The following is a 19,833-nucleotide window of genomic DNA, read 5'->3' as shown; positions in this document are numbered from 1 at the left end:
TATTATTCTTTTAACGGTTGTTCTTTCACAAAAACGTGACCAACTTTTGTGAAATCGTAAGCAATCTCGTACAAATACTCTAACAAATCTTCAATCAGTTCAGAATCATTTTGCAAAGCCTCTGTTTCAATTTCCGTATAAACAACAGTTTTTTCTCTAAACTCTATTGTTTTTGGTAAATTTTCTGTTTCATATTCACCGTAAAGCCGAATATTTTGTAACAATAATTGCAAAATTTTCTTCATCAATCGAATGTGTTCTGAAGTTAAAATGACCGAATTATTTTTCTTTAAAATTTTAACTAAACCAACTGAATATGAGACAAATGATTGATTGAAAATAGTAAATTTATTCAGTTCATTCGCATTTTCCTGTTTTCCTTTCGGTTCAGAAATGACACGCTGAAAAACTGAATTAATATTTGCCATTGCAATAAAAACATCTTTTCTAGCTAATTTATAATCAGTTGTAGAAACTTCGTTGTCGGCTAATTTTTTAAAAACCAAATAAATAAACTCATAATTTGCAATCAATGCTTTTTGAATATATTCGTTCATATTATTTTTTTCCCAAGTTGGTAAAATCAAATAACTCGAAATAAACGCCATAAATCCTCCAACAAGTGTGTCAATAAAACGTTCTTGAATTATATACAATGAATCTTTTTGCGAATAAAAACTAAACGAAATAAGAATATACGCGGTTAAGTAAAATGTACCAATTGCATATTTGTGACGAATAAAAGTGTACGCCATCAACATGAAAATAAGCATTAAAGCAAATCGGATACTGTGTTGAGGAATAATCAATAATATTAAAACCCCAACTAATCCACCGCCAATTGTTCCTTTCAAACGCTGAAAGTTTCGTTTTTTTGTTACACTAAAACCAGGTTTTAAAATTACTAAAACTGTCATCAAAATCCAGTAACTATGATAAGTCATTGGAATAATAAATGTGACGCCATAAGCTAATAACATTACAATTGATGCACGAATTGCATGTCTAAAAATTGAAGATTTTAGATTCAGATGATCTTTTAATTTTCGTAAAGAATAATCAACTGTAGGTTCAAAATGTTCGGCATGATCCAGCGGATTTTTCTTTTTTTCTGTAAACGAATCATCATAAAAAAACTTATGAATAAACTCTATTTTATAAACAATTTGCTTTAGATTGATATAAATTTTAGATAAAACAATTGGTTTTTGTCCTTCTGCATATAATTCTTTGATGGCATCATCAATCTTTTTTAACTCAACTTCAAAGTCAAAAGTAGATTGTTTAGGACGTTTGTTCGAGTTAATATGATAAGCAATCATTTTAAGTTCATGCGCTAATTTATTCATTAAATTATAGATTTTGCGCATTGCTTTTGTATCGCCGTAAACTTCTCGAATTTTCACATAATCATATTGATTTGCTGTTACATTCTCAAATATATCCACCAAATCAGAGAAAATAAACACAATCGAACGCCCAATTGGTGTCTGGTCTTTTACCAATTTTTTATTCGAAAAAACTAATTCACGAACTAAACTTTGTTTTTCGTTAATTACAACATGTTCGTCGATTAATTTTTTGATAATATCATCATAATTTGAGTCTTTATCAAACATAGAAGCCTTGATTCGAATGTATTCAGAAATATGAATCATTGTATCAGCTAAGTTTTGCTGCGCCATACGATAAGGACGAAAAGTGCTAATAGCTAGACTAAAAATAGTGTACCAAGCTGCTCCAGCCGTCACAAAAAGCGCAATATGAAGAGGACTTAACTCATGTCGTAAATCATTCATATTCATTACCATCGACATCATAATGACCATTCCAAGCGCACTTGTACGTTGTCCCCAAACGGTTAACATGTTAGAAAAGAAAACGATAACTGTTAAACAAATACCTAGAAATATTGGGTAACTATTAATCGTTTTGGTGAAATACGAAACAAGGAAAATCAAGAGTACGGAAAGCCACATCAGGTTTCGACGTTCTTTAAATGGACCAGGTGTATCCGTCATGTGCGCTAAAACTGCACCAAGACTTATTGTTACACCGGCATATAAATCGCCAAATAAGCTGGCTACGATAGGTGGAATGATAATCGCTAAAGAAGTTTTTAAGCCATCTGAAAGCGCTTCTCCGTAGATAAAGTTTTCAATTTTATTGATGATTTTCAAGTGTAATTTTTTAAGGTTGAAAATTGTTGTATAAAATTAACACAACTTTTTTCGAAACCCAACTAAACTCGTGAAGTTTTTAGAATATGAAACCCATCAATGCTTTGTGTAAAAATTAAAGTTGTTGTGCCGCCATCAATAATTTTGAATTTTTTCTTGATAACGTCTATTGGCTGATTATAGTTTTTGACCAATAAATTCGCTTTAATCTTTAAAATTTCTTTTTTCGGATTTTTAATTTCTTCTTCAATCAGGTAAATTTTTCCAGGAAAATTTTCTAAAAGTTCATTCGAAGTATACAAATGTGTATTTTGATGAAGTTTGTGAAGATTGAATTTTTCGCTTAATAATTTGAAAGCCCCAGTTTTGAGAATTGCAACATTTGGTTCGTAAATATAATGTTGAATTTCTCCAAAACTTGCATTTGCACTATATTCTTCTTCAAAATTGAAAGAAAATTCGGGTTGATTATTTTCTAAATTAACAGCTTTTATCAAAGGATTTTTTGTCGAAGAATTTTTATCTAAAATGATTAGAAAATCTTTTACTTCATTTTTTAATGCAACAATGTGTATTTCGGAAATCGAATCAATTTGTTGTAGGGTAGAAGTGATGTCCAATAAAGGCGAAAGCTTGATGATAATTTTCTCCGTTTTTTCGAAAAAAGTTGGAATCCAATCTAAAATATTTGGCTCTAAATCTTCCAAAATAAATTTTCTTCCGCTCGAATTTCTTCTTGCTGGATCAAGATAAATCACATCAAATTTTAAAGTAAGATTTTCTTCAAAAAAAGACTGAAAAGTACCTGTATAGGTTTCTAAATTTGGTGCTAAAATTTTAGCATTATGTTGTACAATCTTACTCAATTCAGGATTTTGTTCGATGTGATATACTTTTTCAAAATTCTTTGCAAAAGCAATAGTATCAATCCCAAAACCTGCGGTTAAATCAATCAAATTTTTTCCTTTAACTAAAGTTGATTTATAATTTGCGGTAGCTTCCGAACTTGCTTGTTCCAAATTAATTGAAGGCGGAAAATAAATATTTTCTGTCGAATAAAGTGTTGGAAATTTATGTTTTGAAACTTGAATTCCTTTCAATTGTTGAGCGATTTCAGCAGAAGAAATTTCATCAAATAACGATTTTTTCAAACCTATAGATTTGATGTCTTCATGTTCGATCGTTTTCAGATAATCTTGAAATTCTTTTGTTAAAATAGTTGGATTCAAATTGTTATTTTTTGACGTAAAATATTACTTTATTAAACACAAAACTTCAGTATCCATCACAGCTACTGAAGTTTCGATTATATTGTTGAGTTCTTTTAATGAAATTGGTGTCCAATTCATGTAAAAACTATTTTTTTTCCTCTTTTTCTGCCAAACGAGTTGGAACAATTGGAACAAAAAGTGCTTGTTTTACTACTTTTTCTTTTGGCGATTTTTCAATCACATCCGCAGGATTTCTAAACTTATTTACACCAATTAATTTAATGGTTTGCTCATCAAAATCTTTTTGCTCTTTTTTCGCGCTTGTGTAAATAAAATCTTGAATAGTTTCATTTTGTAAAGCTTTTACAAAACCGCCTACATTTTGTGTTGTTTTGAACAATTCTAACGCATTTTCAGCCATTTGATTTGTCAAACTTTCGATGTAGAAAGAACCAGCAGCAGGATCAGCAAATTGATTCAAATAAGATTCTTTTTGCAACAATAATTGTTGTTTTGCGGCTAATTCTAACCCAAAATCAGACTCTTTATTTACTTCATCATACGATCCAACAAAGACAGCATCGCTTGATCCAAAGATAGCCGAAGAAGCTTCTATTGTAGAGCGAATAACATTGTTGTAAATATCTAATTTAGATTTATTGCGATCTGATGTTGAAGTGAAAATAAATGCTTCACTTTCTTTATTATATTGCTCCAAAATCATTTTCCATAAGAAACGGAATGCTCTTAATTTTGCAACTTCGAAGAAATAATTACTTCCAACAGCGAATTTAAAATAGATTTTATCTGCAATATCAGCTCCAAAATTTTCTAAATATTCTACTGCATGTGCAAGTGTAATCGCAATTTGTTGAACATGATTTGCTCCAGCATTTTGATAAACATCTCCTTGAATTGAAATTACTTTTTCGAAATTTTTCAATGCCAAAGCTTCTTTCACCAATTCTTTTGATGCTTTTTCTGAGTCATTTTGCCAAAGTCCATTCTGAGCCAAATATCCATAAATATCTAAATCTAAATATTTCAGATTTGGAAGATTTTCAAGCGATTTTAAATTAGAAGTTTCATCATATTTAATAAATAAATCCAAATAATTAGGAAGTTCTAACGATGAATCAATTTGATTTTGATTAATCAAATATCCATACAAAAAGCTGTAATCTTGGTTTTTATTTCCAGTATATTTCGAAATAATTTTCCAATCTTTTGAGGATTTTGGTAAAGGTTGTACAGCCGAATAATCGACATCATCCTTTGTATATAATGGTTTTACATTTATTTGATCGTTCGTTCCCCAAACCAAAGTTTCATTATATTCTAAACCTTTTAGCTCGACTTGAACTTTATTTTTCCATTCTTTTTCAGAAATAGAATCAAAATTTTCAAATAACTTACTCATTTTCTTTATTTTGTGGCTTCGTAAATTTTTCTTGCTGAATGATAAAAATATCTTCATCATCTTTTTTCAAGAAATGCTTTTCTCTTGCAATCCTTTCAATTTCAGCAGGATTACTATTTAGTTGATTTAATTTTTCAGACTCAGTATCCAAGTGTTCTTGGTAATATTGTTGATCAACTTCTAATAATTTGATTTGTTTATCCAACTCGCGATGTACGAAAAAAGAATTTTGGTCGAAAAAAATCATCCAAACAGCAAACGCAACAGTTAGAACAAAGTAACGATTCCAAACAAATTTGAATACACGTGTATCCTTAATTTTTCTTTTCGGTACTTCTGGTGTAAGTTCTTCGTCAAAGATTTCTTCCGATTTTTCTTTCATTATACAGTAGTTTTCGAGTTGAGTTTTTCTTTAATTACAGTTGATAAAACTTTGATTGCGACAGAATTTTTCTTTTTCATATTCGGAATAATAATGTCTGCATAGTTTTTAGATGGTTCTATAAATTGCTGATGCATAGGTTTTAACGTTTTTTGATAACGTGTTAAAACTTCGTCTAAATCGCGCCCACGTTCTTGTATATCACGGCGTACGCGACGAATTAAACGTTCATCAGAATCTGCATGAACAAAGATTTTTACATCAAATAAATCGCGTAAATCTGGGTCAGTCAATACCAAAATTCCTTCTACAATAATAACCGATTGTGGATGTGTTAAAATCGTTTCTTCCTTGCGACTATGCGTAATAAACGAATAGACAGGTTGTTCTATTGATACGCCATTTTTCAATAAAGCGACATGTTCTTTTAGTAATTCGAAATCAATTGATCTTGGGTGATCAAAATTGATCTTAGAACGTTCATCAAAAGATAATTCAGGATGATCTTTATAATAATTATCTTGAGAGATGACGATAACGCTTTCTGCGTTAAGATCTCTTAAAATATTATTTACAACAGTTGTTTTTCCCGAACCTGTTCCTCCTGCAATTCCTATTACCAGCATTTTTGTTTTATTATTTTGTTTAATTTCGTTTGATGTTTCCATTGCAAGAGTTCTCGTAAAATTTCCTTAAAGATAAAATTTTCCTATCAGAAATTAAAATAAAAAGAAATTGATTCTTGCAAAATTTTAAATGTTGTCGTGAAGAAGTTTTGGTTGATTGATTTTGAGAAAAGAAATAATTATCAATGCATTTAAAAAATGATTGATTTATTATTCGATTATTTAGATGTAGCTCAAACATTTAGGTTTATTTACACAAAAAAAGTACTTTGCAGTACTTGGTTTCTCTTAATCGGATGCAAAGGAAAGAAAAAATTATAAAAACTTTATCTTTTTTATCATTATATTTATAAAATCAGAACTATTATAAAATGCTAAACTATGAACGATTTAATCTCAATGTCTACTATTTTTTCGTTATTTCTCGGAATAGGATTAGCCGCTGCTGCTGGTTTTCGGATTTTTCTTCCCTTATTTGTACTGAGTTTAGCTGTTAAATTTGGAGGAAGTTTTATTAATCTCGACGAAAGTTGGATGTGGGTTGGGAGTACACCGGCTCTTATAACACTTGGTGTAGCGATGTTAGTAGAAATTGGAGCTTATTATATTCCAATTATTGATAATTTGTTGGATACGATTGCGGTTCCTTTAGCTGGAATTGCAGGAACAATAGCGGTTGGAATTACGATGCCAGAAATGAACGAAGTCGCAACTTGGGCTTTGGCGATTATAGCTGGAGGAGGAACAGCGGCTGCGATTAGCGGTACAACAGCGGCTGCAAGAGCTGTTTCGACCACGACAACTGCGGGAGCAGGAAATTTTTTGGTTAATACAGGAGAAACGTTTAGTTCTATTGTATTAAGTATCACGGCAATTGTATTGGCTCCTTTAGCATTTATTTTTGTACTGATTATTTTATATGTGTGTTATAGAGCATATAAAAGTGTCAGAAAAAAAGGTGATCAGTTATTGGCGGAAGAATTGTGAAAGAGTGAAGAATTATATTTTTTTAAAAAAAAGCTAACCAATTGGTTAGCTTTTTTTTGTTTTTTTATCTAAAAATATTTAATCCCTTTTATATTTTTCTTTGTATGTTTCAAATGCTTGCATCAAATTTTCTTCTATAGCTTTTGGCATTCTGCGCGTAGCCTCAAATTCATTTGATGAAAGTGATTTGAATTCTGAAAGTGTTGGAATTAATTCAATCGAATTAACTAACATTTCAATTTCTGTTTCATATTGACGATTAGCCAATGAATGAAATGTATCATTCCCATAAACAGGAATATATTGTTGTTCAATCAAAAAGCCAGCGTCAGCTTCTGTGTTTACAAAATGAGTTGTAACACCAATTTCGACTCCTTTTGTGATTGCCCATTTTAATGAATCTAAACCTCTCGTCAAAGGTAAAAAACCTGGATGCGTATTGATAATTTTATGATTTTCAACCAATTCATCTGGTAATAATCCTGCACCTGCAATAATCACATATTCAGCTTTATAATCGTTTAATTGATTGTTCAACGTTTCAGCAGTTGTCAAATCAAAATTATAACCAAAATTATTACAATAATCATCTAAATTTACTTGAATCGCCTTACTTGGACGATGCTGATAAATTGGTTTGAACGGATTTTCTCTTTGTACAAAAGGCAATGCAAATATTTTTACATTTTGATAACCTTTAGCTTTTAATCCGTGTAAAACATCTTGTGTTTTGCGATGAGGAGTATTGTAAGAAATTACCGCTATTTTTGGCTGAGTTACCATGATTATTTAATCAAATACTTTTTGTGATAATCAACAACATTATCAATTGGTTTTCTAATAATATGGCCAACTGTTAAGTGATATTCTGCCGCAACTGAACGAATAACATCTTCATAAATATGAGCAATTGAACCAATAAAATTTAATTCAGAATGACGAGCTTCTTCGTAAGGCATAATTTGATATTCGATAAAAGAAGACATTGCATCATAAATAATTTTCTGAATAAATGGATCATTTTTATGTTCAACAACAAATTTATTGAAAGATGCTAAATATGTGTTTGCAAATTTATTTTGGTACACATTTTTATTTAATTCATCTACAGATAATTTATAATAATCATCAAAAGCTTTGGCTAAATGTGGAGGCATTTTTTTTGTGTAAAAAGCGCGTAATACACGTTTTCCTAAGTCATTTCCAGAACCTTCGTCACCTAAGATATAAGCTAAAGATTTTGTTTCTTCGCGCATTGTTGTTCCATCGAAATAACAAGAATTAGAACCTGTTCCTAAGATACAAACCATTGCAGGTTTTCCCATATAAGTTGCGTAACAAGCAGCTAATAAATCATGGTCTACGACAAATTCTGCATTTGTAAAGAAATTCTCTAAACCTTCTTTAACAACAGCATGCATTGCTTCGCTGGAAGTTCCTGCACCATAAAAAAAGACTTTTGTAAAATCATTTGCAACAGGTGCAAAATCTTCATTTTTTTGTAATTCAGTCGTAATATCTTCTGATGTTACAAAATACGGATTAAATCCGATTGTACTTGTTCTAAAAACTTCATTAAGGTCGCTATCTAAAATTACCCAATCCGTTTTAGTAGAACCGCTATCTGCTATTGCAATCATTTTTTTGTTTTGATATAATTGAGGAGTGCTAAAATAACATTCTTTTAACAATGCACATAAAAAAAAGCCTGAAATTTCAGGCTTTTTATATAAAAAAATAATTAATGATCGTGGCTATGGTCAACTATATCGATTTCGATGTATGTTTCGGATTGATTTCCTGCTTTATCAATTAGAATTAATCCTAAATGATATGCTCCATCTACAATACCTTCTTGAGGAATTGCAACTTTATAATTGTATGCATATTCCTTTTTACCTGAAGGAATTGCTTCTTCTTTGGTAAATTCCCATTGAGTATTTGTAGAACTCGACGCTTCTTGCACACTAGCAGAACGATGGTTATGAGTATGTCCATCTCCTGCATAATGAATATCAATTTTTACAGCTCCCAACTCAATATTATCTTTCAAGATAGCTTCAATATTAATCTCGTCACCTAAATGTAAATGAGCTTCATCTTTTGGTGAAATTAAATTAATTTCTGGTTTTGTTGTATCTAATGAAGAATCGTCTGATGAACAAGATGTAATAAATAATGCTGATAATGTTATAAATGAATATTTTAAAATTGAATTTTTCATTGTTTTAATTTTTTTTGAATTGAATGTTATTTTTTAAGATTTTGGTTGATTTATGAATAAACAAAATCTTGTGGTGGACCACGTGTAAAACGATATTCAATTGTAGAAAGTTTAATTTTTTCTACTTGTTCAAAACTTTCTTTTCTGTAAAATTCTTCGTTTAGTTTTCCTTCAATTTTTGGATCATCATGCGTGTCAATAAAGACAGAATAGAATGTAAAGTGATTACATTGATGATGAATAATTTCTTTCTTTTGATTCGAAAAATCTTGTGAATGATCGATTAAAGAAAAATGTAATTGATTAAAAATTGGAATCGAAAAAAGAATAATACTAAAGAAAAGTCCAAAAATAGGATGTCTCTTTTTCATGTATCAACTATTTTTCGAACGGAATTCCTAACATAATTTGTATGTTTCTAGCTTGTTCTGGTAATTGTAATGCACGATAAAAACTGGTGTGATTGTAATAGTTTTTATTGAATAAATTAGAAACCTGAATACTTAAATTTGCACTAAAATTATTGAATTTAAGTTTCGTTTTTCCTCCAATTCCAACCAAGAAATAACTTGGAGTAATATCTTCGTTTTGGGCGATTTTATCTTGCTCAAATGTATATTTTCCATTTGCAAAAAAGCTCAAGCCTTCTAAAAATGCAATATTTTGATTGATTTTATAATTAATTTGTCCAAATAAATTATTTGCAGGCGTGAAAGGAAGATAATTTCCGAATTTTTTATTTTCCGTGATTTGTCGATTGTATAAATATTCGTACACAAGATTTGCATCAAAATTTTCGTTGATTTTCTTACGAACTTCAAATTCAAAACCAGTCAACAAAGCTTTGCTTTGCGTATATTGATAAATTTGTCCACCATGAGGAAGAATCGAAAATTGTCCCGAAGGTTTCAAGAAAATATAATTGCTGAAATAATATAAATAAGGACTTAGCGAAATATCCCAATCATTTTTGTGAAAAACAGATTTGAAATCTACTGCAATTCCTTTTTCTACATCAAGATTTTCGTCACCTCTTTCATGTCGAAAACTACCATGATGAATTCCGTTAGAACCCAATTCTATAGCGGTTGGTAAACGGAAATTTGTTCCAACATTCAAATTGAAATCCCATAAATCATTTGGTTGAAAAGTTGCACCAATCATTCCGTTTAAATTACTGAAATTACGATCAATAGATTTACTACGATTTGCATAATAATCTGCAATTCCTTCAGAATTTCCTTTTTCAATCAAATAATTATACAGAAAATCATCAAAATAACCTTCTGATTTGAACGTTGAATAATCGTAACGTAAACCAGCTGTAACTTTCCACGTATTTCCTTTTTTGAATTCTTCAATCAAAAATCCGCTAAAAATATTTCGATCATATTTTGGTAATAAATAATTGTAACCCGCAATATTATTGGCTTGCAATTGCGCTTGTGCACCGATTATTGTTTTGAAATTTTTGCTATGATTATGTTCAAATTTTAATTGTGAATCATAAGTAGAAAGATTAAAATCTAATTCTAAATCAGGATTTTTTATTGGAGCAGGTTGATTCGCATAATGTGTGTGAAATGAACTAACTTCTTGACGACGATTGTTTTGATAACTTGCCAAAAATTTTAAAACATCTTTTGAATTTAAACGAAATTCATTTTCGGAAATCACTTTAAAATGATTAACTTTTTGATAAGGAAATTCGATATTTCTATAATTTCCATCATCTTGAAGCCTATCTACAGAAGGAATTCCGTGCGAACCAGGAAAAAAACCAATTTTCTGATTAACGTTAGAAACAGTTAAAATTGAACGAAATTTTTCGCCAATATAACCTGTTTGTATTTCAGCATTCAAATCTTGTCCAGCCGTATTTTTTACACGTTTATTGTAAATTGGCAAATAGCGATTCAGATAATAAATGCGATCGGTAGTTGTTCTATAATCTGCATAATCAGAATACGAACCTTTTATTTTATAGAAAAAATGATCGTTTCGAGATTTTAAATTAAATCCAATTCCGTAATTATCATTAATCGATTGATACAAAGCTTTTACTTCTCCAGAAAGTGAATGTTTTGCTGGTAAATTGTTATTGTTAATCTTGATAACTCCAGCAATAGCTTCATTTCCGTACTCTAAAGCAGCAGGGCCTTTTATCACTTCGACATCTTCAACATTTAGTGCATCAATTTCCAAACCGTGATCGGCTCCCCATTGTTGTCCTTCTTGTTTTACACCATTTTCAGCAACAATTAATCGATTGAAACCAAGTCCACGAATAATTGGTTTTGAGGCTGATGATCCAATTCCAGAAGCATTGACACCTGCAATATTTTCGAGCGATTTTGCTAATGATCCTGCATAATTTTCTTGAATATAAGATTGATCTACACGTTCTACATTAGCTGTTGAAAAATCGTGATGATGACCTAAAACAGTAACTTCATCTAAATTGTACGATTTGTGAAAAGTAAGTGTAAAAACAAATTTTTGTTGCGAATCAAACGTAATATTTTGAGAAAAAGGTTCGTAACCTTGCTCATCAATTTGAACTTGATAATTTCCTTTATTTAAATTCTCAATTCTAAATTTTCCTTCGGAATTTGTGTGATATTCTTCGTTGTTGAAGTATACAGTTGCGAAAGGAATTGGTTTTTGATTTTTATCTATAATTTGACCTTCGAAAATGTTTTGTGCAAACACAGTTCCGCACAATAATGTAGCTGCAATACTACATTTTATGTTGATTGACATAAATACAATAATTTAATAACGTTAAAAAAATAAGGTGGTTTTTTCTGTAATTAAATTGTGTAGGGCGGTGCTCGAAGACTTTTCTGAGTAAGTAATACAGCTTGTTTTACACGAGTTGTATAAAGTGTTTTATCTTTTTGGATAAATGATTGAGACCATTCGAATAACTCGATTTCTGAATCATTTTCTACAAAATGTTGATTGAAATGACAAATTGTACAGCTGTGATCATGTACGTTAGAGAATTTATCTTTCAACTCTTTGTGCTCTTTACTTAGAGCATGATCCAATATATGCGCAGACTGATACACTGTCATAAACAGTGAAATTGTAAGCATAATATATTGGATAAATTTTTTCATTCAGTTTACAAAAATAAGATTTTATTTCATTTCTTTCAACTCTTTCATGTTTTGTTGAAGTTTTCTTAAAAATAAAAAATAAATAATTCCATAATAAACTGTTCCTATAATCACAATAAAAGCAACAGCAGTTATTATTGCAATCCAACCATAAACAGCAGCATTATTCGCAATTGGTTGTATATCATTGGCATGTTTTGCTAAATAAATAGATTGGCCTAATTCGTAATAGAATGGGGCAGAGGAAACAATTAAACTTAAAACGGTGAAAAGAATAAACAAGTTCACCAATCGACGAAATGAAATAATGTTTTTCATCAAATCGACGACAGATTGATTAAGATCTATTTTCTTGAAATAACGATAAGCCATTACCAAAAATCCAAACGTAATCACAATACTAAAAACGGAAGCGATTTCGTAATTATTAATCGTTTTTTCTTCGACTAATGTTTTGACTTCGTTATTAAAAAAATTTTTTCCTGAAATTAAAACATATAAATTGTAGACAAGAAAAAGGATAAATTCGCAAAAAGTGAATATAAATAACCATTTTATTGTCGTTGACGATTTTTTCTTCAACATTTGAAAAATTTGATTTTGATCAAACTTTTCTTCTTCCTTTATGGAACCCCAAATTGATTTTAAGTCATCTAACTCCATTATTGTTCCATTTTAGACATTATCTCTTTCAATTTTATCTTCACTCTGTTCATCTTAACGCGTGCATTTACTTCCGAAATTCCTAAAGTTTCGGCAATATCTTTGTAAGGTAAGTCTTCTAAAAATAGCAGTACCAATGCACGTTCTACGTCATTTAATAATCTAATTGCAGCATATAAAAGTGTGATGCGTTCCTCTAAAAATTCGTCTTTGTCTTCTGATTTTAAATTTAAAAATTGAGCTTCATTAAAATCAGTTTCACTCGATTTTGTTTTTTTTCTGATTAATGTAATCGCTGTGTTCAAGCTAACACGATACATCCATGTACTAAATTTTGAATCTCCTTTGAAGGAATCGTAAGAGCGCCATAATTGCAATACAATTTCCTGAAATAAATCGTCATGAGAATCCTTGTCGTCTGTATATATACGACAAACCTTATGGATAATTCCCTGATTTTTCTCGACTAATTCGGTAAATATTTTTGCTTTATTATTCAAACTATTATTCTGTTGCTCTTTATTTGTAGTAAAAAAAAGAATAATGTTACAACTAAAAAATAAAAAACCCTCTTATATTTCTATAAGAGGATTAACCTAACTAACTTAAACCTATGAAAAGTTGTTCTACTTTTCTACTGCAAGTATAGAAATTAATTATTTATTAAGCAATAAAAATTTAGAAAATTTGTTAAAAATGTCTTAATTAACTAAGAATGATTCTAAACTATCGAAATCTGTTAACGAAATGATATAATTCATTGTGATTAGAGCAACGGGATGATTAAATTTGTGGAAATATCTAAAAAATTAAACGAATTGCTTTATGGCAAATGAATCATTACTAAAATCGTCGATTGGTAAGAAGTTCGCGATGGCGCTTTCAGCGTTATTTTTGATCGTGTTCTTGTTACAACATTTCGTGATTAATGCATTATCTGTTATTAATCCGAATGGGTTCAATGAAGTTTCGGCTTTCATGAGTGATAACCCTTTTATCCAATATTTAATGCAGCCTATTTTATTAATTGGTGTTGTATACCACTTTGTAATGGGGTTTGTATTAGAAGCGCAAAACAAGAAAGCGCGTGGACCAGTTGCTTATCAAAAGTATAATGGTGCTGCAAATGCTTCTTGGATGTCAAGAAACATGTTAGTTTCTGGATCTGTAATTTTAGTTTTCTTATTATTACACTTGTATGACTTTTGGGTTCCTACAATTACTGATCACTACATTGCTCCAAATCCTGAGTTTGCTCAAGGAAATTACTTTATGGATCACTTAAACCACGTTTTCACATTAGAAGGTGCTTTAAGTTTTGTAAGATTAGTAATTTACATTGTTGCATTTGTATTTTTATCATTACACTTACAACATGGATTTGCATCTGCATTCCAATCTATTGGTGCAAGACACAACAAATACACTCCAGTAATTGTTGCTTTCGGGAAATGGTATTCAATTTTAATTCCAGCAGGTTTCATTATCATCGCTGTTTACCATTTTTTTGTTAAATAATTAAATAATATCAAGAAATGAGTATATTAGATTCAAAATCTCCACAAGGAGATATCGCACAACAATGGAGCGAACACAAAGCACACTTAAACTTAGTGGCTCCAAATAACCGTGATAAAATTGATGTTATTGTTGTAGGTACAGGTTTAGCTGGTGGTTCTGCAGCTGCTACTTTAGCAGAGTTAGGATACAAAGTAAAAGCTTTCTGTTACCAAGATTCACCACGTCGTGCGCACTCTATTGCTGCACAAGGGGGGATTAATGCTGCTAAAAATTATAAAGGAGATAACGACTCTATCTACCGTTTATTTTACGATACAATCAAAGGTGGTGATTACCGCGCTCGTGAGTCTAACGTTTATCGTTTAGCAGAGGTTTCTGGTAATATTATCGACCAATGTGTAATGCAAGGGGTTCCTTTTGCACGTGATTACGGTGGGTTATTAGATAACCGTTCTTTTGGTGGGGTACAAGTATCTCGTACTTTCTATGCGAAAGGTCAAACAGGACAACAATTATTATTAGGAGCTTATTCAGCAATGAATCAGCAAATCCACTTAGGGCACATCCAAATGTACAATCGTCACGAAATGTTAGACATTGTACTTGTAGATGGTAAAGCTCGTGGTATTATCGCTCGTAATTTAATTACAGGTGAAATCGAAAGACATTCTGCTCACGCAGTAGTTATTGCTACTGGTGGTTACGGAAACGTATATTTCTTATCTTCTAATGCAATGGGTTCTAACGTAACTTCTGCATGGAAAATTCACAAAAAAGGTGCTTATTTTGCTAACCCTTGTTATGTACAAATTCACCCAACTTGTATTCCAATCCACGGAACAAATCAATCTAAATTGACTTTAATGTCTGAATCTTTACGTAACTCTGGTCGTATCTGGGTTCCTAAAAAGAAAGAAGACGCTGAAGCAATCCGTGCTGGTAAGAAAAAAGCAGTTGATATCAAAGAAGAAGACAGAGATTACTACTTAGAAAGACGTTATCCTGCATTCGGTAATTTAGTTCCTCGTGACGTTGCATCTCGTGCTGCAAAAGAGCGTTGTGATGCTGGTTATGGTATCGAAGCTAACGAAACTGGAGAAGGAGTTTACTTAGATTTTACAGATGAGATTAAGAAAAAAGGTCGTGAGGTTGCTTTCGCAAACGGAGATCAAAATCCATCAGATGCTGAAATCGAGAAATTAGGTAAAAAATGGATCGAGGAGAAATATGGAAACTTGTTCCAAATGTATTGGAAAATTACAGATGAGAATCCATATGAAAATCCAATGCGTATCTATCCTGCAATTCACTATACAATGGGTGGTGTTTGGGTTGATTACAACTTACAATCTACAATTCCAGGATGTTTCGTAGCTGGAGAGGCTAACTTCTCTGATCACGGAGCTAACCGTTTAGGAGCTTCTGCTTTAATGCAAGGTTTAGCTGATGGTTATTTCGTATTACCTTATACAATTGCAGATTATTTATCAGCAGATATTCGTACAGGTAAAATTCCTACAAATACTCCAGAATTTGACGAAGCTGAAAAAGCTGTTAAAGATCAAATTCAACATTTCTTAAGCAATAAAGGAACTAAAACTGTAGATAGTTTCCACAAACGTTTAGGAATCATCATGTGGAATAAAGTAGGTATGGCTCGTAACGCTGAAGGTTTAAAAGAAGCGATTGCTGAAATTGCTGCTTTACGTGAAGAATTCTACCGCGATGTAAAAGTTCCTGGTGATGCTAACGAAATGAATACTGAGTTAGAAAAAGCTGGACGTGTAGCTGACTTCTTAGAATTAGGACAGTTAATGGCAATTGATGCACTTAACCGTAATGAGTCTTGTGGTGGTCACTTCCGTGAGGAGTACCAAACAGAAGAAGGTGAAGCTATGCGTGATGATGCAAATTATACTTATGTTGCCGCTTGGGAATATAAAGGTGATGACATCAACACTGAGGTTTTACACAAAGAGGAATTAAATTACAAATATATCGAGCTTAAAACTCGTAGTTATAAATAATAAAATCATTTTGCTTGATAACAAACTTTCAAGCAAAATGTCAAAATATCATATAGAATTATGGCATCATCAAAAACAATCAGCATCACGCTGAAAATTTGGCGTCAAAAAAACGCTAATGCTCAAGGAAAAATGGAAACATATTCCTTAAAAGATGTTTCTACTGATTCTTCTTTCTTAGAAATGCTTGATTTATTAAACGAGCAATTAATAGAGGAAGGAAAAGAGCCAGTTGCATTCGACCACGACTGTCGTGAAGGTATTTGTGGTATGTGTTCTTTATTCATCAATGGAGAAGCACACGGACCAGATAGAGGTGTTACAACTTGTCAATTACATATGCGTATGTTCAAAGATGGTGAAACGATTTACATCGAACCATGGAGATCAGCTGCATTCCCAGTAATCAAAGATTTAATTGTAGACCGTTCATCTTTCGACCGTATCCAACAAGCTGGTGGTTACATTTCTGTAAACACATCAGGACGTACAGTAGATGCAAACAATATTCCAGTAAACAAAATGCATGCAGATGAAGCGTTTGACGCTGCAACATGTATTGGTTGTGGAGCTTGTGTTGCAACTTGTAAAAATGGATCTGCAATGTTATTCGTAGGAGCTAAAGTTTCTCAATTCGCATTGTTACCACAAGGACAAGTAGAAGCTGCTCGTCGTGCTCAAAAAATGGTTGCACAAATGGATTTAGAAGGTTTTGGTAACTGTACAAATACAGGAGCTTGTGAAATCGAATGTCCAAAAGGAATTTCTTTAGATAACATCGCACGTATGAACCGTGAGTATTTATCTGCAAAAATTGTATCACAAGAATAATAAAATTCTGATATATATTAAAAGAGCGACATATTTGTCGCTCTTTTTTTGTTATAATAATTGCATAAAAAAAGGATTTCAATTTCTTGAAATCCTTCCCAATGTCAAATTCTTTCTTCTGAATAAGTCCATTGTAACTTGTTCTTTTTAAATGATTATAAAAAAAGAATTTTTATAAATAGAACAAATATCTATTGTAAATAATAAATGAAATGTACTCATGTCTGATTGATTATTAATTATATGTAAAAATGCAAAAACTATGAGCAAAATCGATTTAAAAAGAACGTCTGGAGAAAAAAGGATTTCAATTTCTTGAAATCCTTCCCGAAATTTTTGATAATGATTTGAATTAATTTTCACCTTATTATGAAAATTCTCTGTCGGCTTAAAAATTTCGTTATTTTGTGGAAAAACAACTATTAATTTTAATGTTCTGTTTCAAAACAACTAAAGTATTTTGAAGTCCTGAACGAATAATTATTAATTCCTTGATGTAAAATTAATGACAAAAATCATGTTTCGCAAATTATTTCAGACTAACTTTAAAAGTTTAACACATCAATATATCTATTGAGAATAAAAAATCCAGCACATAATGTGCTGGATTTTAAGTTTAAGACTACTAAAATATAGTGTTCTGAGATTATTTAATGTTCTTAAAACTTCTATTGATAAAATTTGTTAACTCTTTACCTTTTAACAAACCTTGTGATAATTTTGCTAAATCTAATGCTTGGTTAATCAACGCATCTTTTTCTTCTTTCGAATCTTTAGCCAAAATCTCTGTTGCTAAATCCGAGTTTGCATTCACAACAACATTATACATTTCAGGGAAATTACCCATTCCAAACATTCCTGCTCCACCAGAAGCCTGCATATCTTTCATACGACGCATAAATTCTGATTGCGTAATGATGAAAGGCGCATCTGTTCCAGATAAATCTTCTAATTGAATTGTATATGATTTGTTGTTGATTGATTCTGTGATTTCAGTTTTCAATTTTTCTTTATCATCATCAGATAATTTGGAAATTTTAACTTCATCTTTTTCAATCAAATTATTGATATGATCTGCATCAACACGAACAAATGTTACATTTTCTTTTGTAGATTCTAACTTCTGAATCAAGTGAGAAGAAATAGGAGAATCTAATAAAATTACTTCGTAACCTTTTTCTTTCGCAATTTGTATGTATTGATCTTGTCCATCAACATCAGAAGCATAAAGAATAACTAATTTTCCGTCTTTGTTGGTTTGATTGTCTTTGATTGCAGCATTCAATTCATCCCAAGTGAAATATTTACCATCAACTGTTGGATACAATGCAAATTTGTCAGATTTTTCGAAGAATTTATCTTCCGAAATCATTCCATATTCAATGACAACTTTAATATCGTTCCATTTTTGCTCGTAATCTTCACGATTTTGATTCATTAATGAAGACATTTTATCCGCCACTTTTTTCGTAATGTGCGCCGAAATTTTCTTCACAGCTCCATCAGCTTGTAAGTACGAACGAGAAACATTCAACGGAATATCTGGAGAATCAATCACACCACGCAATAACATCAAGAAATCAGGTACAATTCCTTTCACTTCGTCTGTTACAAACACTTGATTTTGGTACAATTGAATACGATCTTTATCAATATTGATATTGTTTCCTAATTTTGGGAAGAACAAAATTCCAGTCAAATTAAATGGATAATCAACATTTAAATGAATGTGGAATAAAGGTTCTTCAAATTGCATTGGATACAATTCTCTGTAGAAATTTTGATAATCTTCGTCAGATAATTCAGATGGCACTTTTGTCCAAGCCGGATTTGTATTATTGATAATATCATCAACTTCGATTTCCTCAGGTTTTGCATCTTCAGCAGCACCTTCTGGTAAAGGAAGTGTTTCTTTTTTCGTTCCAAATTTGATCGGAATTGGCATGAATTTATTGTATTTATTCAATAATTCACGGATTTTCCATTCGTCTAAAAACTCTTTCGAATCTTCAGCAATATGTAAAATGATTTCAGTTCCACGCTCAGTTTTATCCGAATTTTCTAATGTAAATTCAGGAGAACCATCACATGTCCAATGAACTGCTGGCTCGTCTTTGTATGATTTTGTAATGATTTCTACTTTATCCGCAACCATAAACGCAGAATAAAAACCTAAACCAAAATGTCCGATAATTCCGTCCGCATCTTGGTGTTGATTGATAAATTCTTCCGCTCCAGAAAACGCCACTTGATTGATGTATTTTTCAACCTCGTCAGCTGTCATTCCCAAACCTTGGTCGATGATATGTAAAGTATTGTCTTCTTTATTTATTTTTACCTCAATTTTTGGATTTCCGTACTCAACTTTTGCATCACCAATACTTGTTAAATGTTTCAATTTCAATGTTGCATCAGAAGCATTAGAAATTAACTCACGTAAAAAGATTTCGTGATCGCTGTACAAGAATTTTTTAATTAATGGGAAGATATTCTCAACCGAAACATTAATATTTCCTTTATTCATTTTATTGTATTTTTTTATTTATAAAATTAGTTTTCTATTGAATGGTCTAAAATGTATGATTTGTAGACGGAAACTAATTTTCAAAAGATATTCCAAACCAAGATTTCTGACA

The 19,833-nt window shown here is 31.2% G+C and carries 18 protein-coding genes; 4 read left to right on the top strand and 14 right to left on the bottom strand.

Annotated features, from left to right (window positions below; translation table 11 throughout):
* Nucleotides 1-2 precede the first annotated feature (2 nt).
* The 5 genes from FH779_RS11020 to udk all read right to left on the bottom strand — a co-directional run bounded on the left by FH779_RS11020 (nt 3) and on the right by udk (nt 5,819).
* Nucleotides 3-2,180 carry an FUSC family membrane protein gene (locus tag FH779_RS11020; RefSeq protein ID WP_180904722.1) on the bottom strand — a complete coding sequence of 726 codons (2,178 nt, stop codon included), beginning with the start codon at nt 2,178-2,180 and terminating at the stop codon, nt 3-5.
* Nucleotides 2,181-2,242: 62 nt separating this feature from the next.
* Nucleotides 2,243-3,409, bottom strand: coding sequence for an RsmD family RNA methyltransferase (locus FH779_RS11015; RefSeq protein ID WP_180904721.1), 1,167 nt, complete (start codon nt 3,407-3,409; stop codon nt 2,243-2,245).
* Nucleotides 3,410-3,536: 127 nt separating this feature from the next.
* The gene (locus FH779_RS11010; RefSeq protein WP_180904720.1) at nt 3,537-4,811 is read right to left on the bottom strand and encodes a methylmalonyl-CoA mutase family protein; all 1,275 of its coding nucleotides are present in this window, start codon (nt 4,809-4,811) and stop codon (nt 3,537-3,539) included.
* Nucleotides 4,804-5,193 carry an FtsB family cell division protein gene (locus tag FH779_RS11005; RefSeq protein WP_180904719.1) on the bottom strand — a complete coding sequence of 130 codons (390 nt, stop codon included), beginning with the start codon at nt 5,191-5,193 and terminating at the stop codon, nt 4,804-4,806. Before FH779_RS11005 ends, FH779_RS11010 begins: the two co-directional genes overlap by 8 nt.
* Nucleotides 5,193-5,819: a uridine kinase gene (udk, locus tag FH779_RS11000; protein ID WP_115002100.1), complete on the bottom strand. Its 627-nt coding sequence runs from the start codon at nt 5,817-5,819 to the stop codon at nt 5,193-5,195. The genes FH779_RS11005 and udk overlap by 1 nt, the downstream gene beginning before the upstream one ends.
* 381 nt (nt 5,820-6,200) lie before the next feature.
* Between udk and FH779_RS10995 the strand changes: the two genes are divergently transcribed.
* Nucleotides 6,201-6,806 (top strand): DUF4126 domain-containing protein, encoded by a 606-nt coding sequence (locus FH779_RS10995; RefSeq protein WP_084106959.1) that lies wholly within the window; start codon nt 6,201-6,203, stop codon nt 6,804-6,806.
* A 78-nt stretch (nt 6,807-6,884) separates the two neighbouring features.
* Here the strand turns inward: FH779_RS10995 and FH779_RS10990 are convergent, their stop codons facing one another.
* The 8 genes from FH779_RS10990 to FH779_RS10955 form a co-directional block, all read right to left on the bottom strand.
* Nucleotides 6,885-7,589, bottom strand: a complete 705-nt coding sequence (locus FH779_RS10990; RefSeq protein ID WP_180904717.1) for a formyltransferase family protein — start codon at nt 7,587-7,589, stop codon at nt 6,885-6,887.
* Nucleotides 7,590-7,591: 2 nt separating this feature from the next.
* Complete coding sequence (locus FH779_RS10985; protein ID WP_038337231.1) at nt 7,592-8,446, bottom strand: BadF/BadG/BcrA/BcrD ATPase family protein; 855 nt, start codon at nt 8,444-8,446, stop codon at nt 7,592-7,594.
* A 101-nt stretch (nt 8,447-8,547) separates the two neighbouring features.
* Nucleotides 8,548-9,030, bottom strand: coding sequence for a DUF4625 domain-containing protein (locus tag FH779_RS10980; RefSeq protein ID WP_180904716.1), 483 nt, complete (start codon nt 9,028-9,030; stop codon nt 8,548-8,550).
* 50 nt (nt 9,031-9,080) lie between these two features.
* Nucleotides 9,081-9,401, bottom strand: coding sequence for a hypothetical protein (locus FH779_RS10975; RefSeq protein WP_180904715.1), 321 nt, complete (start codon nt 9,399-9,401; stop codon nt 9,081-9,083).
* A 7-nt stretch (nt 9,402-9,408) separates the two neighbouring features.
* Nucleotides 9,409-11,793 carry a TonB-dependent receptor gene (locus FH779_RS10970; protein ID WP_180904714.1) on the bottom strand — a complete coding sequence of 795 codons (2,385 nt, stop codon included), beginning with the start codon at nt 11,791-11,793 and terminating at the stop codon, nt 9,409-9,411.
* A 50-nt stretch (nt 11,794-11,843) separates the two neighbouring features.
* On the bottom strand, nt 11,844-12,155 hold the full coding sequence (locus FH779_RS10965) for a hypothetical protein (protein ID WP_180904713.1): 312 nt from the start codon (nt 12,153-12,155) through the stop codon (nt 11,844-11,846).
* Nucleotides 12,156-12,176: 21 nt separating this feature from the next.
* On the bottom strand, nt 12,177-12,818 hold the full coding sequence (locus FH779_RS10960) for a hypothetical protein (RefSeq protein ID WP_180904712.1): 642 nt from the start codon (nt 12,816-12,818) through the stop codon (nt 12,177-12,179).
* Entirely contained in the window at nt 12,818-13,318 is a 501-nt protein-coding gene (locus FH779_RS10955; protein WP_180904711.1) for an RNA polymerase sigma factor, read from the bottom strand. Before FH779_RS10955 ends, FH779_RS10960 begins: the two co-directional genes overlap by 1 nt.
* Nucleotides 13,319-13,643: 325 nt before the next feature.
* On the opposite strand from FH779_RS10955, the gene FH779_RS10950 reads away from it, so the two are divergent.
* From FH779_RS10950 to FH779_RS10940, 3 genes are read left to right on the top strand one after another with little or no spacing between them, the layout of a single operon-like run.
* Nucleotides 13,644-14,336: a succinate dehydrogenase cytochrome b subunit gene (locus FH779_RS10950; RefSeq protein ID WP_038337219.1), complete on the top strand. Its 693-nt coding sequence runs from the start codon at nt 13,644-13,646 to the stop codon at nt 14,334-14,336.
* Nucleotides 14,337-14,353: 17 nt separating this feature from the next.
* Nucleotides 14,354-16,366: a fumarate reductase/succinate dehydrogenase flavoprotein subunit gene (locus tag FH779_RS10945; RefSeq protein ID WP_135836184.1), complete on the top strand. Its 2,013-nt coding sequence runs from the start codon at nt 14,354-14,356 to the stop codon at nt 16,364-16,366.
* 60 nt (nt 16,367-16,426) lie between these two features.
* Nucleotides 16,427-17,197: a succinate dehydrogenase/fumarate reductase iron-sulfur subunit gene (locus FH779_RS10940; RefSeq protein WP_038337216.1), complete on the top strand. Its 771-nt coding sequence runs from the start codon at nt 16,427-16,429 to the stop codon at nt 17,195-17,197.
* A 646-nt stretch (nt 17,198-17,843) separates the two neighbouring features.
* Here the strand turns inward: FH779_RS10940 and htpG are convergent.
* Nucleotides 17,844-19,721 (bottom strand): molecular chaperone HtpG, encoded by a 1,878-nt coding sequence (htpG, locus tag FH779_RS10935; protein ID WP_180904710.1) that lies wholly within the window; start codon nt 19,719-19,721, stop codon nt 17,844-17,846.
* Between the last annotated feature and the right edge of the window lie 112 nt (nt 19,722-19,833).

Source organism: Empedobacter falsenii (assembly GCF_013488205.1).
Classification (GTDB): domain Bacteria; phylum Bacteroidota; class Bacteroidia; order Flavobacteriales; family Weeksellaceae; genus Empedobacter; species Empedobacter falsenii_C.
The sequence above is the reverse complement of the archived record's forward strand: the minus strand, read 5'-3'. Positions and strand labels throughout refer to the sequence as shown.

What these genes read in the sequence shown, in the direction of transcription:
- FH779_RS11010 (WP_180904720.1), bottom strand. Translation starts at nt 4,811, where the DNA reads ATGAGTAAGTTATTTGAAAATTTTGATTCTATTTCTGAAAAAGAATGG.
- FH779_RS11005 (WP_180904719.1), bottom strand. Translation starts at nt 5,193, where the DNA reads ATGAAAGAAAAATCGGAAGAAATCTTTGACGAAGAACTTACACCAGAA.
- udk (WP_115002100.1), bottom strand. Translation starts at nt 5,819, where the DNA reads ATGCTGGTAATAGGAATTGCAGGAGGAACAGGTTCGGGAAAAACAACT.
- FH779_RS10995 (WP_084106959.1), top strand. Translation starts at nt 6,201, where the DNA reads ATGAACGATTTAATCTCAATGTCTACTATTTTTTCGTTATTTCTCGGA.
- FH779_RS10990 (WP_180904717.1), bottom strand. Translation starts at nt 7,589, where the DNA reads ATGGTAACTCAGCCAAAAATAGCGGTAATTTCTTACAATACTCCTCAT.
- FH779_RS10985 (WP_038337231.1), bottom strand. Translation starts at nt 8,446, where the DNA reads ATGATTGCAATAGCAGATAGCGGTTCTACTAAAACGGATTGGGTAATT.
- FH779_RS10980 (WP_180904716.1), bottom strand. Translation starts at nt 9,030, where the DNA reads ATGAAAAATTCAATTTTAAAATATTCATTTATAACATTATCAGCATTA.
- FH779_RS10975 (WP_180904715.1), bottom strand. Translation starts at nt 9,401, where the DNA reads ATGAAAAAGAGACATCCTATTTTTGGACTTTTCTTTAGTATTATTCTT.
- FH779_RS10970 (WP_180904714.1), bottom strand. Translation starts at nt 11,793, where the DNA reads ATGTCAATCAACATAAAATGTAGTATTGCAGCTACATTATTGTGCGGA.
- FH779_RS10965 (WP_180904713.1), bottom strand. Translation starts at nt 12,155, where the DNA reads ATGAAAAAATTTATCCAATATATTATGCTTACAATTTCACTGTTTATG.
- FH779_RS10960 (WP_180904712.1), bottom strand. Translation starts at nt 12,818, where the DNA reads ATGGAGTTAGATGACTTAAAATCAATTTGGGGTTCCATAAAGGAAGAA.
- FH779_RS10950 (WP_038337219.1), top strand. Translation starts at nt 13,644, where the DNA reads ATGGCAAATGAATCATTACTAAAATCGTCGATTGGTAAGAAGTTCGCG.
- FH779_RS10945 (WP_135836184.1), top strand. Translation starts at nt 14,354, where the DNA reads ATGAGTATATTAGATTCAAAATCTCCACAAGGAGATATCGCACAACAA.
- FH779_RS10940 (WP_038337216.1), top strand. Translation starts at nt 16,427, where the DNA reads ATGGCATCATCAAAAACAATCAGCATCACGCTGAAAATTTGGCGTCAA.
- htpG (WP_180904710.1), bottom strand. Translation starts at nt 19,721, where the DNA reads ATGAATAAAGGAAATATTAATGTTTCGGTTGAGAATATCTTCCCATTA.